Source organism: Coraliomargarita parva, assembly GCF_027257905.1.
Classification (GTDB): Bacteria; Verrucomicrobiota; Verrucomicrobiia; order Opitutales; family Coraliomargaritaceae; genus Coraliomargarita_A; species Coraliomargarita_A parva.
On sequence record NZ_JAPZEI010000002.1, the window covers coordinates 180,330 to 197,999 of the forward strand.

A 17,670-nucleotide genomic window follows, 5' to 3' on the forward strand; every position below is an offset into this window, starting at 1 on the left:
GGTATTGAGAGCACTCGTACGGGGCGTCCCCCCATGTTTCATTTAATCTAGAAATCCATGTCCTTTTCCTTCACTTGTCTCGAAGTCAACAGTCTCACACCTGAAAATGTAGAGCGTGTCTGTCTCTATGCAAAGCGCTTCAAGGTCCGCGCCATCGCTTACATGGGGGCCGAATGGAACAGCTACCAGTTCGTGGATCACAGCGAGTGGGGTGTGCCACCGGTCGATGCTGCTGCCCGGGTCTTCATGGAGGACTATCAGAAGACGATCCGTGAAGCTTCTGAACGGGTCAGTTTGCACGGGCTTGATTTCTATCTTTGGCGGCGTGAGCTCCGTTTGCCGGAGGGCTTTGTCGAAAAGTATGGCGTCGATTGGATCGACTTCGAAAACCCTGAATTGTGGGAACTACTGCGTTGGAACACGCGGCAGCTGTTCGAGCTTTTTCCCAAAACGAAAGGTCTCTTCCTTTCTTGCACCGGCGAGCAAAAGGCAGGGGAATGGATTACGGCCAATGGTGTCGGTGGCGAGCTCCCGCTCTGGCAGCGTTTTGAAAAAATGTTTCGAACTGTTCGGGATGTCTGCGACGAGTTAGGAAGGGAAGTCGTTTTCCGTAACCATGGAGTTGGTGACGAAGGGGTGCCGCTCATCTACGATGAAAGCACCTACATGTGGCATTACCTGAAAGCCGCGCGTGAATTAGGAGAAGCGACTACGCTGATGGCCAAGTCAGTCGAACCGGACTACCAAGCCAGCTATCCCTTGAACAGTGTGCTCGGGCCGATGGCGCAGCAACAACCGACCTACATCGAGTTTTCGCTGCCGATGGAGTATAATGCTGTCGGGCGGACGCCCTTTCCCATGGTGGAGGATATTAAGATGCGCTTGTTGAGGGCCCGCGAGATGGGGTGTCGTGGTGCAGTGGCTCGAGTCGACTGGCATATGTCGCAGCACCGGACGATTCATACCTGGAGCTGCTTGGATAACTTTACTGAAATCAATGTTTATGCTTTCTGCCGCTTGCTGAACGAGCCTGGGCTTCCTGTGAAGACCCTCTTCGAGGATTTTGCCAGAGAGCGTTTTGGTGTGGCGGCGTCTTCTGCTGCAGTGGCAATCTACAAGGATCTTTACGAAGCGGGTTGTAAAGCCTACTATGAACTCGGCACAAAGGGGTGCCGGACCCCGAGTGGGGCGCCTTTACCTCCAAAACGTCACCTTATTTCGCTTCGTGCCGACCACATCCTGCGGTGGAGTTTTTCACCATTGGACTATGCGAACCAATGTCGTGAATTGGAACCGGATCGTCACTTTATCGACCGCATTATTGCTGAGAAGGATGACGCGATCGCGATTTATACTCGGGCGTTGAGAATCCTGGAAGATGCCCAGGCCGATTTTAAGACAGAGGATTATGAAGCCTTTCATTTCAGCCTGACTCGCGCTGTCGATGAGACCACGGTTCGACGAGAATACATGGCATCGTTCTTTGCCTGGTTGGCTTATCACAACACCGGCGAACCTGTGTATCTAGAACTTGCTCAAAGACATTTGAGTGCATTATCCCCTCTGGTTGAAGCCTATGCCGGCAGATATGATTCATTGGAAGCACCGGATCCGGATGCTGAAGATCGCTTTCAGTTTGGTGTCAATTCCCGTGATTCAATGCAGCGTCTACAAGAAGTGCTCCATGCTGACCGAGCTTACTGGAACACGGGCGAGGCTGCTCCGCTCCGTGCTAGTGGCAGCGTAGATGGTGCCTATGAAATCGTTTCGGGAGATCTCAAGTTGATAGTGGACCCGATCAAGGGGAACCTTGTGTCAATCCAGATCGGCAATGCGGCCGACCTGCTGGGCAGTCCCTTGCCGTTGGTCGGTTTCCGGGTGGGAGGACTTGAGGAGACTGGCGTGGATGTCGGTCGCAGCTATGTGACGGCCCAAGCAAAGTACCTTGGAGATGGTTTAGTGGAGACGACTTTATCCTTTGGTTGTCATAGCTGTGAGTTTGTCTTTTTGGCAGCGCAGAATCGCGGTCAAATCGAAATCAAATGTTGCTTCGAGCATTTGCCTAAGGGGTCGATTGTCGAATTACCATGGATCTCGAAAGTTTCATCTCAAGATGCATTCGATATCCAGGATCAGACCGACCCGGAATCCCGTCTGTCTGTACGGGATGGGCTCTGGGATGGCTCAAAGGTCGGGGAAGTCTCCGTTCTTTTGACCCGTTCTGCATCGTCGAAGCATTCAATCGCTGATAGACATGAACTCAAAGATCGAAGCCTTAAAACAACACATTGAATCAGACGAGCGGACGCGTATTCTCGCGTTCGGATCCTCCAACACCGAACGCCGCCTGCCGGGTATGCACTGGTTCGATTGTTTCGAACTGGCCCTGCATCAGCGTTACGGCGCTAAGGCGCATTGTATCAATACCGGTATCGGAGGGCACACGACGCGGGATCTGTTGGGACGCTTCGAAAGCGATGCGGCCTATTATAAGCCGCATGCCGTTTTCATTACCATCGGTGGCAACGACTGCAAGCCGGAGGAAGGACTGACGCTAGAGGTGTTTGAGACGAATTTGACGGAGCTCTGGCGGCGTTTTGATGCCATGGGCACACATGTTATCTTTCAGACCTACTATGCGGTCATGAGTGACGGCAGTCTACGCTACCAGAACTTCTATCGTAATATGGACGTGGTGCGTAAAGTTGCTGAAGCAACCGGAGCCAGTCTGATCGATCATCTGACGCGTTGGGAGCCGCTCCGTCTACAACGTCCTGAGCTCTATGAGCCCTTGATGGATGATGCCTTCCATGTCAATACTCGCGGCAATTGTGTCATGGGGCTCGATATTGCGCGTCGCTTCGGTTGGGAGCTTCGACCTCATCTCGCCCATTGGGCCGAGGCTATCTTGATCCAGCAGGTGATGGATCAATTGGCGGAAAGCTAGTTTTTAAAGGATTCCTATGTCTCAAAAGTGTACAAAGATAGAATTTACCTACACACAAGCAGGTTTGTGTACGTTTGAACCGGAGGTTTCAAAGGATGTGGCGCAGACACGGGCTAGAGAGCTTCTCAAGCAGATGTCCGCCGAAGAGCGCTTCGATCTGGTTTGCGGAATCGGCTTTTGCATTCGAGGTAATGAGCGTTTAGGCATTCCTGAAGTCATCATGTATGACGGCGGTCAAGGGGTGAATCTGCGCCCGGGCTGCGATACGGGACCTTTGACCCAGACAGTCTCTTTCCCGTGCACCCAACAACTGGCGGCGACCTGGAACCGTCAATTGGCCCGCGACTACGCTCAGGCGCTCGGCGAGGAGTGTCGCGCCGGAGGCATCCATGTGCTGCTCGCGCCGGGGATCAATATCTATCGCCTCTCCCAGTGTGGGCGGAATTTCGAATACATGGGGGAGGACCCGTATCTGACTTCGGAGTTCACTCGTATTTATGTCACTGCGGTGCAGAATGAGGGGGTGATGGCGACTTTGAAGCATTTCGCCTGTAACAATGTGGAGTTTACCCGGAAGCACTCCGACTCGCGAATCGGTGATCGGGCCCTCAACGAGATTTACTTGCCGGCTTTCAAGGCAGGTGTGGAGGCCGGCGTGCTGTCGGTGATGACCGGATACAACCAGATTAACGGCGAGTATTGCGGTGAGAGTTATCATGTGATCACCGAGCTGTTACGTGAACGTCTGGGCTTCGAGCACTTGGTCATGTCTGATTGGAATTCCGTGACGGACGGGCAAAAGATCGCCCATAGCGGTCAGGATCTGGAAATGCCGATGGGGGCGAAACTGAAAGAGTCGAAGGAAGCACTGCTTGGTTCGGAGCAGATTGATCGTATGGCGATGAGCATCCTACGCACCTCGTTGATGATGGGCTTTTATGATCGCGACCAGTCCGTTCCGGAGCTGGTGGAGCGCTTGCCTGCGCACGAGCAGACCGCCTATCAAACAGCTCTCGAAGGGATCGTGCTCTTGCGTAATGAAAATTCGACCTTGCCGCTTAAAAAAGATGGGGCTGGGAAAGTTCTAGTCACGGGGAATTTTGCGAGCGTGTCGCCGTTGGCTGGCAAGGGCTCGGGGCGGGTGGAAGGTTACAATCCTCTGCCGTTTATTGATGCCTTTGCCCGGAAAGCGGGAGATGCTCAGGTGCGGTATCGCTTACATCCCTCGGATGATGAAATTACTTCGGCGGAAACGGTCATCGTTTGTGTCGGCTATGATTACGAAGGCGAGGGGGAAGACCGCCCCTTTGAATTGCCGGAGAAGGTGGAGAAACAGATCCAAAACTTGGTCGATTTAAACCAACGAGTGATTGTGGTGCTTTGCACGGGGGGTGCCGTTCGCATGAACTGGCATGATCAAACCGCGGCGATTTTCCAGGCCAGCTTTTGTGGTCAGCGTGGAGCGGAGGCTTTGGCTGATCTGATCTGGGGGGATGCTTGTCCCTCGGGCCGACTTCCTTACACGATGGAGGTCGATTTTGCCGATTCACCGGATCCCGACTACGTGCCGGAAGGTCTCCATGTCAGTGATGGGCGTAACAACGTGCAGTTGCCGGGGCAGGCTAAGCCGCCTCACTTTACCGGTGAATGGCCGCATCGTGTGAATTATAAAGAAGGCAGTTTTGTTGGTTATCGCTGGTATGCGCAGCAGGGCATCGAGCCACGCTACTGGTTCGGGCATGGTTTGTCCTATACCCAGTTTGAATACAGCGATCTGCAGGTGAAGGCGGTCGATGCGAGGACCTGGGAAGTTTCGCTTGAGATTCGGAATGTGGGGCCAATGGATGGTGCGGAAGTGGTGCAGCTCTATGTCGAGCCACTAAAGCCAAGCCCCAGGCAACCCATGCGGGTTCTGAAGGGCTTTGTTAAAGTCTATATTGCGGCAGGTGCCAGTTGCCGCGCGCGTATCTATTTCGATCAGGATGATTTTCACATTTTCGATTCGGAAGGCTGTTTCCAACGACCGAGCAATTCCGAATTTCACTTATGTTTGGGGAGTGATTATCAGAAAATCCACCTGCGGGAACGCTTTGACTTACCTAAATAACTCTAACGCAAGATCTGTCTGGTGTCTCTGCATCGCCTGGATTTCTTAAAACAAACTGCACAGTTTATGTTAACAGAATATAAGGATTTAACTCCGGTTTCCAAGAAGGGGTTTGGACTGGCTATCAATCATTATGTCTCGGGGCGTATTTCGGCTGCGGTTGCCAGTCACGGGGGACTTACTTCCGTGCGTTACAACGGTGCCCAGGATATTAAAAAGGGTGAAATGCTCGAGGCCTCGGCAATCTCCGGATTCAATAAATTGGCCCGTTTGCAGATTATCATTGATGATGCGGTCTATTTTCCCGAGTTCAATGAGGTTCAGCACTTCCCATTCGGTTTCAGTGCGGAATGCGTCTTGGGGACAGTGCATTTGCGCCATGAGCTGGTTTTGGATCGGGATGTTCTTATGCAGCGAGTGTGGGTGCTAAGTAATCCTGGGAGCTGTTCTGTTCGCGCACGATTACTCATACATGGGCACCTTTGGGTTAAAAAGCCCGGGCGAAGCTTTACCGGATGGAGTTTGGATGAGGTCGGTCGTTTGCGATCCGTGATCACGGATGAAGATGATGGTCAACCAAAGGAAACCGAACTGTTGATCGGAGCAAGTCAACCTTTACGCAGTCATCAGTGCCGTGAAGGGTTCAAAAATTATTTGGAAACGACAGCAGTTTCCGATGTGACGGTTTTCTATTTAGCCTTCAATACGGCTGCCCCATTGGAGCACTGTTCGGAGCGAATGGATCGAAAAATCGAGGAATACCGTAGTGATTTGTCGGACGGATTACGCTTTGATACGGGAGATCCGGTGGTCGATTCCGCTTTGAGCAATTGTGTGCCGATGATCTCGAATCTGGCGGTTGGCGACTGTCCTGGGGCGATCAAGGCATCACAGAGTTATTGGGTCTGGGGCTGGGACAGTATGGTGCATGCCGAGGCCTATCTCTGGAGCGGGCAGACCGAGGTCGTCCGCAATATGTTGGATTTTTATCGCGAATATGCCGATCCCGAATTGGGCGTGGCGCATGCCATGAACAGTGATTTTAGCTTTCGTTTGGCCATGGCTCCGAGTGCGCAGTGCCTGTATACGGTGATGCTTTGCAATTATTATGCGGCGACGGGCGATGAGGCGACCTTGGAGCGGCATCTGCCTTTTGCCCGCGAGATTGTGGCTCAGGCGGGGCAGGTCAAGTCCCGGCATAACTGCCTGAGTGTCGGCTTGGGATTCTATCCCGATCATCCTCAGGAATTGGAGCAAACCGGTGATGACCTTAGTATCATCAATAACTCGCTCTACCTTCAGGCGCTTGAGGGGCTCGACCAGCTTTGCGGGGACTATGGCGAGGAGTGTGCCGCGGTGCGAGCTGATATGGAGAACGTCCTCTGGGATGGTGCGCAAGGTTACTGGATCGATTCGGTCTCCGAGGATGATTTGACGCCGCGTCAATATTATCCGCTCTACGGGCAGCTTTATGTCTCACCTCACGGAAGTGAACCGAAGGCCGAATCCGTTGATCAAATCGCCCATTTTCTCCGCAAGCATTTCCGTTTTGAGCAGGGGCTCTACATGTTCCCCCCGTCGATGCCGGGCTTTATGGCCGACGGCAATCAGCTGGGTGCTTATTATCCCTCGGTGGATCGCTATTATTGGAATATTATGAACCGGGTCGGGTGTTGTGAGGCGAGTGATGAATTTGAGCGAATCGTCAGTTATTTCTGGCGGGAGCATACCTATCCGGAAGGTTTGACGCACGAGACTGTCAATGCGGATCCTGCCACAGATAATCCCGGCGGTAAGCAAGCCTTTGCGGCCAAGGGCTGGTTCTGCGATGCCATCGAGTTGAACCTTGGACTTAAGGTTTTCGCGGATGGATTTCGTTTGAACCCACTGCCATGTGAGAAATCCTTCCAAGTTCGAAATCTGGTGCTGCGAGGTAAGCGAATCGATATCGAGCGTGTCTCCGATGAGAATGGATCTTCTATTTGCCTCAATGGAGAAACACTGAATGAACTTTGGGTGACTTGGGAGCAATTACATGAGACGAATGTAATCCGTCTGTCCGTTAGCCCACAAAAATAAAGAAATCTAAGCTCATGAACGTCATCGTCTTTTTTACAGATCAGCAGCGCCACGATACCGTGGGGGTGCATGGGAATCCACTTGGTCTGACGCCTAACTTCGATCGTCTGGCTCGGGCCGGCACATTTCTGAAGAACTGCTTCACTTGCCAGCCTGTGTGCACACCGGCCCGTGCTTCCTTGCAGACCGGATTGTATGCGTCTCAGGTCGGTATCGAAGGAGGCGCGATGCCGGATGATACGGAGACCTTGGCGCATCATTTCAATCGTGCAGGCTATGAGACGGGCTACATTGGCAAGTGGCATCTCGGTGGTGCCGAACCCGTACCTGAAGCGAAACAAGGAGGCTATGATTATTGGCTGGGGGCCAATACGCCGGAAGTGGGTTCCGATGCCTACGACTGTCGCTTGTTCGATAAGCAGGGGAATCCGGTTTCTTTGCCAGGCTACCGAGTGGACGCGCAGACAGATGCAGCCATCCGCTTTGTCACGCAAGAGCGAAAAAAACCATTTTTTCTCTTCGCTTCTTATTTGGAACCGCACCAACAAAATCCGCAGGACTCGTATCCAGCGCCGGACGGTTATCGTGAGCAATACGCTTCCCGTTGGATGCCGCCGGACTTGGCGGCCTTAAAAGGAAATTCCGATCAGCAAATCGCCGGTTATTGCGGTATGATCAAGCGCTTGGATGAAGCGCTGGGCCGTTTGATTGATGCATTGAAAAGCTCCGGTCAGTTGGAGGATACCCTAATTGTATTTGCCAGTGACCACGCCTGTCACTTTAGGACTCGCAGTCACGAATATAAGCATTCGCCCCATGAGAGCTCGATCCGGATTCCTTCTTTTATTCATGGTCCCGGGTTTATGTCCGGTGGTGAGCGCGAGGAAATGGTGAGCCTGGCCGATTTGCCCGCAACGATCCTGGAAGCGGCTGGAATCCAAATTCCGGATACTATGCAAGGTGCTTCCATACTTCCCGCAATTCGCAGAGAAGCGAACGAATTACACACCGAAGCTTATGTCGAATACGACAATCTTGTGGGGACTGGCCGGGCGATCCGAACGAAGCGTTGGAAGTATGCGGTGCAAACGGACAGTCGTGTATCGAAAGGATGCAGCTGTCCCGAAGAATACCGGGAAGCGTTTCTCTACGATTTGGAGGCCGACCCTTGGGAACTTGAAAACCTGATCGAGCTCGACGGTTACCGTGGTGTGGCCGAGCGTTTGAAAACGCGACTCTTAACCCGCATTGAAGCTGTGGAAGGGAGTGCTCCGACCATCCTGAGCCCTGAAGCGATACGGCCGTCGGGGCAACGAACACTGCCAGACGAGTTGGGTGATTTGTAGGGGGAGAAAGGCGGTTCAAACTCCTTCGAGCCAGAGGACTGGCGCGACTACAAGTATACAGACTTGTGTTGTCGTCGCCTAGGTTTTCTCAGGCTTTGCAGTGTTTTCAGACTTTCCAGTATCTTCGAATCAAAACCTGCTTTCGGATTATTATGTAGCGACAAAAAGTAAAGGCATCTATTGGAGATGTCTTTGTTCATGTGTGAGTTTCCTTTTACCGGCAGATGATTCCTAGCGATTTTGTAGTAAACGTCCTCGGCCGGATACGGCGATGAGTGCCACGCTCCCAATGAGCAGACCAGCTACGCGAGCCTCGGGGACCGCTGTGAGGCGTAAAGCGTTTATGTAGGCGACGCCACCGGCGGCGGGATTGAAGCGCCGGCGCATGCACGATTTAAGTGTTGGTGAGAGTGGATACACTCGCTCGGCCCAGAAGGCTCTATGTCAGCTCGGATAGTTTTTCGGCACATTCGCGGCAGTTCGCGATGAGCCGTTTGATTTCGCGCTGACTAACCGGTTCGTCGGAGATGTATCCGCCGATCGCTGCGATCATTTCATTGCCGGGACCGAAGACGGGAGCGGATAGTGTAACCAGTGAACCGAGCGGGCTGTGTCCATGCGGAAAGCAATAGCCCCGCTTTCGGGTCTGTCTGAGGCACTCGTTCAGTTCAGCTCGCGATTCCCAGTAGGGTTTGCCGTAAGTCTCGAAGGGGTAGGCTTGCTCGATTTTGCTGAGCAGGAGCGGGTTGGCATAGGCCATGAAGAGTAAGGAGGAACTGGTTTCATAGAGTGCATTCACGGTTTCCCTATGACGAACCAGAACTCCGGGGCGTTCGCAGGGTGTTCGGAGTCGAGTATGGAATTTGTTTCCTTCCATTTCGGCAAAGACAAAGGAGGCCCGTCGTTGCCGGGATTGGTAGTATTGTAAGAGTTTGCCAGCTTCGCTGAGTAGGTGACGCTCCTCATTGAGATGGTGCAATTGAGCGACTGTCGAACCCAGGGTGAAGCGAATCGGCTCTGTCCGCCGTTCAATGAGTCCCTCCAACTCCATGCTTCGGATCAAACGGTAGGCGGTATTTGGCTTGCAGCCGATGTCATCGGCAATCTGTCGCACGCTTAGGCCGCTTTCTTGACCTGCTAGAAGATAGAGAATCTGCACCGTGCGCTGCACGGATTGATTTGGGATATTATTGGGCATGCTGATCTAAGATCATTATAAAAAACAATGGATGCAATATTCGAGTTGTTTGAATCGCTCCCCATCTTGAAATTGTGGGCATGAATACACCTCGATTTATCCCTTACCTGTCTTTTTTCTCTTTTGCCGTATTTGCTGGCCTCGCCTCATCTGTATCTGGGGCGGTCCTGGGAATTAGTGATATGACTTTTTCGCCCGACCCAGGCGATACGATTGGTGCTGGGGTTGTTGATATCACGAGCTATGCTGCAGACGGTGTCGTCTATTCAGGATTACAGGGACCGACGTCGAATTTTTCCGGAACTTCTATTCCATCGACTGTCTTCTACGGTCAAGGAGGGGCACAGGACCCCGTTTACGAGGGAGGTAATAGCCTACTCGGTTTAAACGTAACCTCAGGCTTTGCGAATGTGGATGTTAATTTCGATCTGAGCTTTGGGCAAGTGGTCGATAGTGCAGCCGCTTTCTTTATGACTGAAGTTTTGATCGGTGGTGACGATGCGATTACTGTGGTTCCTTTGGATTTATCGGGTAATGTTATCGGTGACTACTCCATTAGTATTACCGAAGCGCAGTGGGGGGCTGGACTTCTGGATCAGAAAATCTCTGTTTCGGGGACTATTGGTTCGATACGAGGTGTATCCTTCCTTCTTTCGGACTTTGATGGAACCTTCGGCGACCTGTCTACCATCGCTGGTCTACGCATAGTGGGGAGCACGGGTGCAGACCTTACGACTATCGGCTATGCTACGACTGCTACACCGATTCCTGAATCGGCCTCTGTGGCGTTCCTTTTAGGAGGGATCGGACTGCTGGTCACTGCCGTGCGTCGTCGTTTGAGTTAACCTTTTCTAAGTCAGGATAATCACTCTGGTTTAGCTAGGTCCTTTTAAAGGGCTGGTCGCATCAGTGTGCCTGTCAACATGCACGTGCCATCGCTCGGTGCTATTGCTTCTTCGTGACCATTTAAATTATGCCGACAGCTACATTAAACGAAACAAATCAATCCAATACATTGGCTTATTCGCCGGCTTTGCGTCCTATGACTGAATGGGCTCAAGGGGCTACGATTTACCAGATCTTTTTAAGGGCATTCACGCCAGAAGGCACCTTGCGAGCGGCCGAGAAGCTGCTGGATCATCTAGCCGATCTCGGGGTGAATATTGTCTACCTCTGTCCGGTGGTGGAGTCCGATGACGATATGGACCGTGACGGTTGGAGCCCACGTCAGAAAGACTCTGGGGTGAACAATCCGAAGAATCCGTATCGTCAGAAAGACTACTACACGATCGACCCGGAATATGGGACGGACGGGGACCTGCTTTCATTTGTCAAGCGGGCTCACGAGCTGGGGCTGAAAGTGATTCTGGACCTCGTCTATCTGCATTGTGGCCCGACTGCGGTCTTCATTGAGGAGCACCCGGATTTTGTGAAGCATCACGAGGATGGTTCGATTCTGACCAATGCTTGGAATTTCCCCATACTCAATTTTGAGGGCCAGGGGCTTCGGGAATATCTGTGGCGGAATATGGAGTATTTCATCGAGAAGTTCGATGTAGATGGATACCGCTGTGACGTTTCCAACAAGGTCCCGCTCGATTTCTGGGTGGAAGGACGGCGTCGGATCGAGGCGTTGAAGCCGGATCTATTTATGCTGGCCGAGTCGGCTCCACCCAGCATAGCTGAACAGGAATTCGCTTTCGATGTGAGCTACGGGTTTCGTTATACCTACTTGCTTAATGATGTTTTGGAGAAAAATGTTCCAGTGAGTGAGTTGCGTGAGCTCTTGGAGAATTTCTGTGAGGAGAGCATGGGGGCCCGGCTATTGCGTGCGTTTGACAATCATGATATTTGCAATGACCACAAGGAACTGCGGCAAGAGGTGATCTGTACCCCTGAGGCTATCCATGCGGCAATGGTCCTTGGTTTTAGTTTGGACGGAATGCCCTTCCTATACAATGGACAGGAAGTGGCTGACGGGAACCGTCATACTTTGTGGTCCAATCGAATGCATGGAAATAATCATGGTATTGATTGGTCCAATGCTTTGACTCCGAAAGGTAAAGCTCGGATGGAATTGGTGAAGTCCCTTATTGCCTTACGCAAGAAGGAGGCGGTGTTGTCTGAGGGAAGCACGCAATGGCTCGATAATACGACACCGGAAGGGGTGCTCAGCTTTATCCGGACCTTGGATGGAGAGCGTGTTCTGGTGATTTTCAACCTGAGTGGCGGATTGCTGTCGACAACGATTGACGCGACTCTGGAGCTCTCTGGAGCCAAGCCTCTTGCTCAGTTTGGAATGGAATTGAGACAGGACGGTGACGCGCTTATTGTTGAGAGCAAAGCTTATGGTTATTTGCTGATGAAGCTCCAGGTGCTGCCTAATTTGGTGGGTTTGAAGTCGGCGACATAACTCACACGCGCTCCCTTCGGGAAGCACGTCCTACAACACTTAGTAAAACCAGTGTAGGATGGGCTTCTTTCCCGGCCTGAGCTTGTCGAAGGTCGAGCCCGTGCTTGTCGGGAACTCTGTGGCGTCTCATTCGATGGTGGCGTTTGAGACGAACACCGCTACCCGCATACAAGTCTGCAGCGAAAAATTTAGTGCTCTCCCAAGCTGTCCTCCATCAGGGACGCGTAAGTCTTGAAGCGGAAGGGCACGCCGATGGGGGTGACTTTTTTGCCCTGATACTGTGCTTCGACCAGATCGATCAGGGCATGGGCCGTCTTGACGGTATCTGTTTGGAGCCAAGTCGCTTTGAAAGGGCAATACATCTCAACGCCTAGACTCTGGTGGAGGACATACTGTATTTTATGGCTTTTGTGAATCCCGAGTTCCAGCGCTGCGGTGATCAGGCCGCGCGTGGTCATGTCCGGATAGCAGATGATGGCATCGGGTATGTCGCCGGATTCAAATAACTCCTTGGCTGCCTTGTATCCGAATTTGGTTTGGTTGTGGGTGGCATTTACCGGCTGTTTGATCCAGTTGGTTTTGGTTTGCATGCCGTTTGTTTCGACCTCTTTCAGGAAGTCTTCTTTAAAATATTCGGTCGCGGTCGGTAAGCTCCCGGCTTCGTGTTTCTGTTGTACGCTGGTGATCAGGGCAATCGTTTGGCAGCCCTTTTTCTTTAGGTGGGCGACTGGTTTGGGGAAGAACTTTCTATCGTTGAGATTGACCTTGTTGGAAACGTCTTTGGCGCCAGTTATGACGGATGTTGCCACCGGTAGTTTGAGTAGGGCCGGCAAATTGACCGAATTGGCCATGGGGATGACCAAGCCCTGAATCTCGTCTTTGGTGATCGCCTCGGCCAGAGAGGGGAGTGCCTCACGTTGATTTCTTTGCTCACGTCGATCCACATAGACTTCCACCGCGTAGCCGCGTCGGGTGATTTCTTGTTCCAGCAAGCCTTGTAGGCTGCGGTAGAATCCATATTGGCCTTTCGACCAGATATTCGGGTTGCCGAAGTAAATTCCCATGGTCTTGAGTGCACGGGGACGTTCGCGCACAAAGGTGCCCGACCCGTGCCTGCGTTCCAGCAGGCCCTCCTTGACGAGGTTCTTCAGGGCGATGTGGGCGGTGGAATTGCTGGTGTTCCAGCGTTCCGCCAGCTGTGCGGTGGAGGGGAACTCGGTGCCAGGTGCAATCTCACCGGTCAGAATCTTGTTCCGGATATGTTCAGTAATGACGCGATGCGCGACTTCACCGCGCTCTAATTTAATCTCTTCGAATTGTTCGATCATTGCGTTGTCTTGAGGGTGTTTCGACTCGCTGAAGGGCATCTGGGGAAAGATGGCCGAATCTACGGGCTGACTGCAAATTCTTAAAATGAGTTTTCGTGAAGGAAAGTCAAAAGGAAATGTTGACATTATGGTAGTAAAGAGAGTAAACAATAAAATCTTATTCTTTACTTGTCTACCTATCTCGTGGCGTCGTGTCTGGCGCTTTCTTTTTTACTGATGAATCCCCCACGCAAGCGAAATCCACTCGCCGGTATTCTTATTTTTCTGACGACTATCATGCTTGTGGCACCTGCTCTGGCAGAGCCGAAAGAGACTGTATTCGAACCGATTTCCTTGCGCGGTTACGGTGTCCTCTCCGGGGTGTCAACTGAGTCTGAATATGGTTCGCTCCTGCAGGTGCAGTGTGAGTCTTCTGAAAAGGCCAGCCTGGTTCAGGCGAAGTATGTATCCGACTTCAAGTTGCTGCCGGGTGTGTCCGAGGCGAGCTTGAATTTGGATGGTCAGGCAATCCGCGTGCAACTGGCTGACGGGCAGGGGGGCGTCGCGGTGTTGCGACGTTTCGACGAAGTATGGGTGTTCGCGTCCGATTCGGTTAATGCCATTGAGAAGTTAGTGAAGCGGTCGATCCCTGATGGGCTGGAGGCTTGGTCGTCCAGTTCCAACGTGGAAGTTCCGATGTGGCTGGATCGCTGGGACCGTTATGGTTTCCGTTTCTATTATCGCCCATGGATGACGCCTCCGGGTGAAAGCGAGAAGACCTATGATTTTCTACAGGAATTTGTGTTCGCGGAGAAGAATGACCGTTCGGGTTTTGTTTTCTGGGAAAATATGAACTCGATTGATACGGCCGAAGGTTTAACCAATTCGGTTTTTACGGATTGGGCGCGACGGGCTGCCCGGGAGCGAATGCTTCCGGTTGGACTCAATATCATGGCCGGAGGCAAGGGGCTTGCATGGCTGAGAAACTCCTATCGGGATGAAATGCAGCTCAAAATGCCACACTTTGCAGGGAATTACCACAAGGTCGGAGATCCCTATGGCGGAGGGAACGGCACAACATCCTGGAATTCTGAGACATTGGTGCATAAGGAGCTGAGTGACCTGAAGCACATAGTGGAGGATTTTGTGCAGGATCCGAATCTGACTTCAATTTTGGAGCCACATGGCGAACTGAAGCATGGTCCCCATGACATCTTTATGGAGTACGGGCCGCTTGCTGATGTGAGTTACCGGAAATTCCTGGCCGAGGAATACGGGGATGTCGGACGGCTGAACCAGCGTTGGGGCACGACTTATACGTCTTTGGCAGAGGTTCGCGTGCCTGAAGTCGCGTCTTTTCTGGGGTGGAGCGATGATGCGATCGACTTGTCCGGAATGTGGAAGATCGGCTACGAACCGTTGCCGGAGGGCGAAAGTTATAGCCTGAATGACAATTCCAGGACTTACGGTAAAGACGTGCCGACTCTGGGGGCACCGGATGAATGGTTTGCCGTAGACTTCGACGATTCTGCTTGGGGGGAGGTCGAGGCTTCCGAAACCGATCAGGTGATGTTCATCGAACAGCGTCCCGCGGTGCTTCGGCGCACAATCGATGTGCCGGATCAATGGTTGGGGCAACATGACAAAGTCTGGCTCTACCTGTGGGATTTGAATCGTGCCACGCATGGGGTGGTTAAAGTCTTCCTCAATGGGGAGCAAATTGCACACGAAGAAATCGTGCACAACTTCCCGCATTGGACTGCGCTGGAAGTCTCGCAGAAGCTGCGTGGGGGGGAGAACCGCCTCGCATTGCGCTTGCCCCAAGCGATGATTGCATACCGTATTTACCTCTCCCCGGATGCCCCGAATCAATATCCGGCACTCGGGGAAGAAAAGAATGCGCAGTGGGTGGATTTCGTAAATTGGACCCAGTGGTCCCGCGTGAATGTGGCCGAACGGTCCATGAATATGATCCGTCAAGTCACACGTAACCATCAGATTACTTTGATGGCTCCGGATGCCTATGCGGATTCGATGCTTCAGCTCGCGAAAGACTACGGTGGTAATTTCCACAACACCGGTTACATGGGTGCCTTCTGGGCAGACTATCTGCCATCGCTGATGCGTGGCGCGAATTTGCCTTTCAGTTTGGAGCCTGGTGGGCCGGCGAAGGATCTTCCGGGCTTTCAAAAGCAACTGGGGCTGTATATGACCGAAGGGCTTCAGGGGATCGATTACTTCATTCACATTGGAAGCATCCTATGGAATGATGCGATGCGTGCTTACTTTGAAGAGAATCTGAATGCGATCAAGCTGCTCGGCAAATACCATGCGCCGACCGCTGAAGTGGCTGCATTTTATTCCACGAATGCAAACGCTTACACGGATTATCCCTGGACGAGTGATCCCACCCGACTGAAGGCGGGCTATTGGAACTGGAATTGGCGATCTTACTTAAGAGGTGTTGTCGAGAGTGATGCGGTGGCAGAGACTTCCTTCCAGTCCAGTGATGTCGATCGTTACCGGGTGATTATCGATTCGAATACCTGTGTGATGGATGCGAAATTGCTGGCAGGCATCGAGGGGTACGTGCGCCGTGGTGGGGTCTTCGTGACCTATGCCCAGACCGGGCGACACACGCCGGAGCGCCCGGACTCGTGGCCGATTTCCAAGTTGTCCGGGTTCCGGGTGTCGTCAGTGGATCGTATCTTGGATAGTGGCATGTATCCGGCCGAAGGTGAGAGCGTTTTTTACGGCGATTGGAGCCTGGTGAAGGCGAATGGTTTGTCGCTTGAAGCAGTCGAGCCGGATGCACGTCCACTCATGTTCTGGGATGATGGCTCGGTTGCGATTGGTCTGCGTCCCTTGGGGAGCGGCCTGATCATTCAAATGGGTTGCAAATTTGATGGTTTAAGAATGCCCGACCGCTTGGAGCCGCAGGATCGGCCTATTTCCGATCGTGTTGTGAATCTGCGCCGCTTGTTCTCTCAATTGCTGGAGTGGCAGGGGATCGAACTGATCGATTCAAGCTGGCAGCCCGAAAACCAATATGTGTTACTCCGTCATTTTGTGAGCAATAATGGCCTGTATGATGTCTGGTCTGTTTGGAACCAACAGCAGGAGGGCAATGCTGAAGGGCATATTGTTTTGCCGGATGGCAACAAGTCGACATGGGCATACGATGTGGTTACGGGTAAGCGGCTTTCTATTAGTGATGGTGGTCTCGATGTCGCTTTGTCTCCATTGCAAACGCGCGTCTTCCTGACGCCACGTGCTGAAATATCCGTTGCTCCTGCAAGCTGGTTTGAGTTGCAGCGCAACTGGTGGAAGGCGACGGTAGAGCCCGAGCCGGTGGTATACGATGAACCTCTGCATCCGAATTCGGTCGATCTGGGAAAGGGCTGGAAAATCCATCCAATAAGTAGTGGAGAGGTGGAGCCTTCGATGCTCTCGAAGGACTATGATGATTCCACTTGGGGGCAGCTGGAAATATTGGGAGTCTGGAGCACGATTCCGGCATATGAGGAAGTCAGCCACGCTGTGCTGCGTAAGCGTTTCACGGTTCCTGCCAATTGGGTGGATGGCTTTGTCGAAATGGGGCTGCATTCCTGGTGGCAGTCGACTTTTGTGACGAAGGGGCGCATTTGGTTGGACGGCCAGCTGGTTCAGGACTGGAGCGGTGATGGAATTGTGAATGCCAATCCTTCAGGTTGCTTGACGCCGGGTAGTGAGCATGTGCTGGCGGTGGAGATTCAGAGTGATTCCGTTCTCGCGGGTTCGCGGGGGACGGCTTGGCTCTGGCATCAACGGGCACCAGCAGCGAGTATCGATTTGTCGGGCCTGTGGGAACCCAGCATGGATACCCTGCATTACGAAGATCCGATTCAGTTGCCGGGAAAGTATCATGCCATGAACCTGCGCAGGGAAGTGGTGATACCTGAAAAACATGAGGGGCAACGTGTCCGCGTCGCCGTTCATGATGTAGGGGGCATTGATGGTGTGCTGATGAACGGACGCTGGGTCATGCGCTTTCATCACCAGATCGAAGACCGCTTCGAACTGGATGTCACTCCTTGGGTGAAGTTTGGGGAGCCGAACGTGATTGAGCTTTCCACTCGCCAGGGGCCGGTACATGGGGAGGTCCAATCGGTGAGCTTGAAGTTTTACAACCAATCCAATTAAGTGAATCAATCCTGTGCCCGGAAATGATGAATTTGGAGAAATGATGATGTACCTTAGGTCGTCTGGAAAACAATGTACCCTGAATCAGACC

The 17,670-nt window shown here is 52.5% G+C and carries 10 protein-coding genes; 8 read left to right on the top strand and 2 right to left on the bottom strand.

What is annotated here, in order from left to right; translation table 11 throughout:
- Positions 1-57 precede the first annotated feature (57 nt).
- From O2597_RS03125 to O2597_RS03145, 5 genes are all read left to right on the top strand, one after another.
- Positions 58-2,292 (top strand): hypothetical protein, encoded by a 2,235-nt coding sequence (locus tag O2597_RS03125; RefSeq protein WP_269522729.1) that lies wholly within the window; start codon positions 58-60, stop codon positions 2,290-2,292.
- The gene (locus O2597_RS03130) at positions 2,255-2,947 is read left to right on the top strand and encodes an SGNH/GDSL hydrolase family protein (RefSeq protein WP_269522730.1); all 693 of its coding nucleotides are present in this window, start codon (positions 2,255-2,257) and stop codon (positions 2,945-2,947) included. Before O2597_RS03125 ends, O2597_RS03130 begins: the two co-directional genes overlap by 38 nt.
- Positions 2,948-3,080: 133 nt before the next feature.
- Positions 3,081-5,054 carry a beta-glucosidase family protein gene (locus O2597_RS03135; protein ID WP_269522731.1) on the top strand — a complete coding sequence of 658 codons (1,974 nt, stop codon included), beginning with the start codon at positions 3,081-3,083 and terminating at the stop codon, positions 5,052-5,054.
- Positions 5,055-5,120: 66 nt separating this feature from the next.
- A complete protein-coding gene (locus O2597_RS03140; RefSeq protein ID WP_269522732.1) occupies positions 5,121-7,133 on the top strand; it encodes a glucosidase family protein in 2,013 nt (670 codons plus the stop codon).
- A 14-nt stretch (positions 7,134-7,147) separates the two neighbouring features.
- Entirely contained in the window at positions 7,148-8,479 is a 1,332-nt protein-coding gene (locus tag O2597_RS03145; RefSeq protein ID WP_269522733.1) for a sulfatase-like hydrolase/transferase, read from the top strand.
- A 439-nt stretch (positions 8,480-8,918) separates the two neighbouring features.
- Here O2597_RS03145 and O2597_RS03150 read toward each other — a convergent pair whose 3' ends face one another.
- Positions 8,919-9,677 (bottom strand): IclR family transcriptional regulator, encoded by a 759-nt coding sequence (locus O2597_RS03150; RefSeq protein ID WP_269522734.1) that lies wholly within the window; start codon positions 9,675-9,677, stop codon positions 8,919-8,921.
- Between the two features lie 80 nt (positions 9,678-9,757).
- Between O2597_RS03150 and O2597_RS03155 the strand changes: the two genes are divergently transcribed.
- Both O2597_RS03155 and O2597_RS03160 read left to right on the top strand, forming a co-directional pair.
- Positions 9,758-10,522, top strand: a complete 765-nt coding sequence (locus O2597_RS03155; protein ID WP_269522735.1) for a hypothetical protein — start codon at positions 9,758-9,760, stop codon at positions 10,520-10,522.
- A gap of 128 nt (positions 10,523-10,650) precedes the next feature.
- Positions 10,651-12,090: an alpha-amylase family glycosyl hydrolase gene (locus O2597_RS03160; RefSeq protein WP_269522736.1), complete on the top strand. Its 1,440-nt coding sequence runs from the start codon at positions 10,651-10,653 to the stop codon at positions 12,088-12,090.
- 188 nt (positions 12,091-12,278) lie between these two features.
- Here the strand turns inward: O2597_RS03160 and O2597_RS03165 are convergent, their stop codons facing one another.
- On the bottom strand, positions 12,279-13,418 hold the full coding sequence (locus O2597_RS03165; protein WP_269522737.1) for a GntR family transcriptional regulator: 1,140 nt from the start codon (positions 13,416-13,418) through the stop codon (positions 12,279-12,281).
- Between the two features lie 216 nt (positions 13,419-13,634).
- Here O2597_RS03165 and O2597_RS03170 point away from each other — a divergent pair, with 216 nt between their 5' ends.
- Positions 13,635-17,579: a hypothetical protein gene (locus O2597_RS03170; RefSeq protein WP_269522738.1), complete on the top strand. Its 3,945-nt coding sequence runs from the start codon at positions 13,635-13,637 to the stop codon at positions 17,577-17,579.
- Positions 17,580-17,670 lie beyond the last annotated feature (91 nt).

Coding starts and splice junctions, on each gene's coding strand:
- O2597_RS03125 (WP_269522729.1), top strand. CDS start 58: ATGTCCTTTTCCTTCACTTGTCTCGAAGTCAACAGTCTCACACCTGAA.
- O2597_RS03150 (WP_269522734.1), bottom strand. CDS start 9,677: ATGCCCAATAATATCCCAAATCAATCCGTGCAGCGCACGGTGCAGATT.
- O2597_RS03155 (WP_269522735.1), top strand. CDS start 9,758: ATGAATACACCTCGATTTATCCCTTACCTGTCTTTTTTCTCTTTTGCC.
- O2597_RS03170 (WP_269522738.1), top strand. CDS start 13,635: ATGAATCCCCCACGCAAGCGAAATCCACTCGCCGGTATTCTTATTTTT.
- O2597_RS03160 (WP_269522736.1), top strand. CDS start 10,651: ATGCCGACAGCTACATTAAACGAAACAAATCAATCCAATACATTGGCT.
- O2597_RS03135 (WP_269522731.1), top strand. CDS start 3,081: ATGTCCGCCGAAGAGCGCTTCGATCTGGTTTGCGGAATCGGCTTTTGC.
- O2597_RS03130 (WP_269522730.1), top strand. CDS start 2,255: ATGAACTCAAAGATCGAAGCCTTAAAACAACACATTGAATCAGACGAG.
- O2597_RS03140 (WP_269522732.1), top strand. CDS start 5,121: ATGTTAACAGAATATAAGGATTTAACTCCGGTTTCCAAGAAGGGGTTT.
- O2597_RS03165 (WP_269522737.1), bottom strand. CDS start 13,418: ATGATCGAACAATTCGAAGAGATTAAATTAGAGCGCGGTGAAGTCGCG.
- O2597_RS03145 (WP_269522733.1), top strand. CDS start 7,148: ATGAACGTCATCGTCTTTTTTACAGATCAGCAGCGCCACGATACCGTG.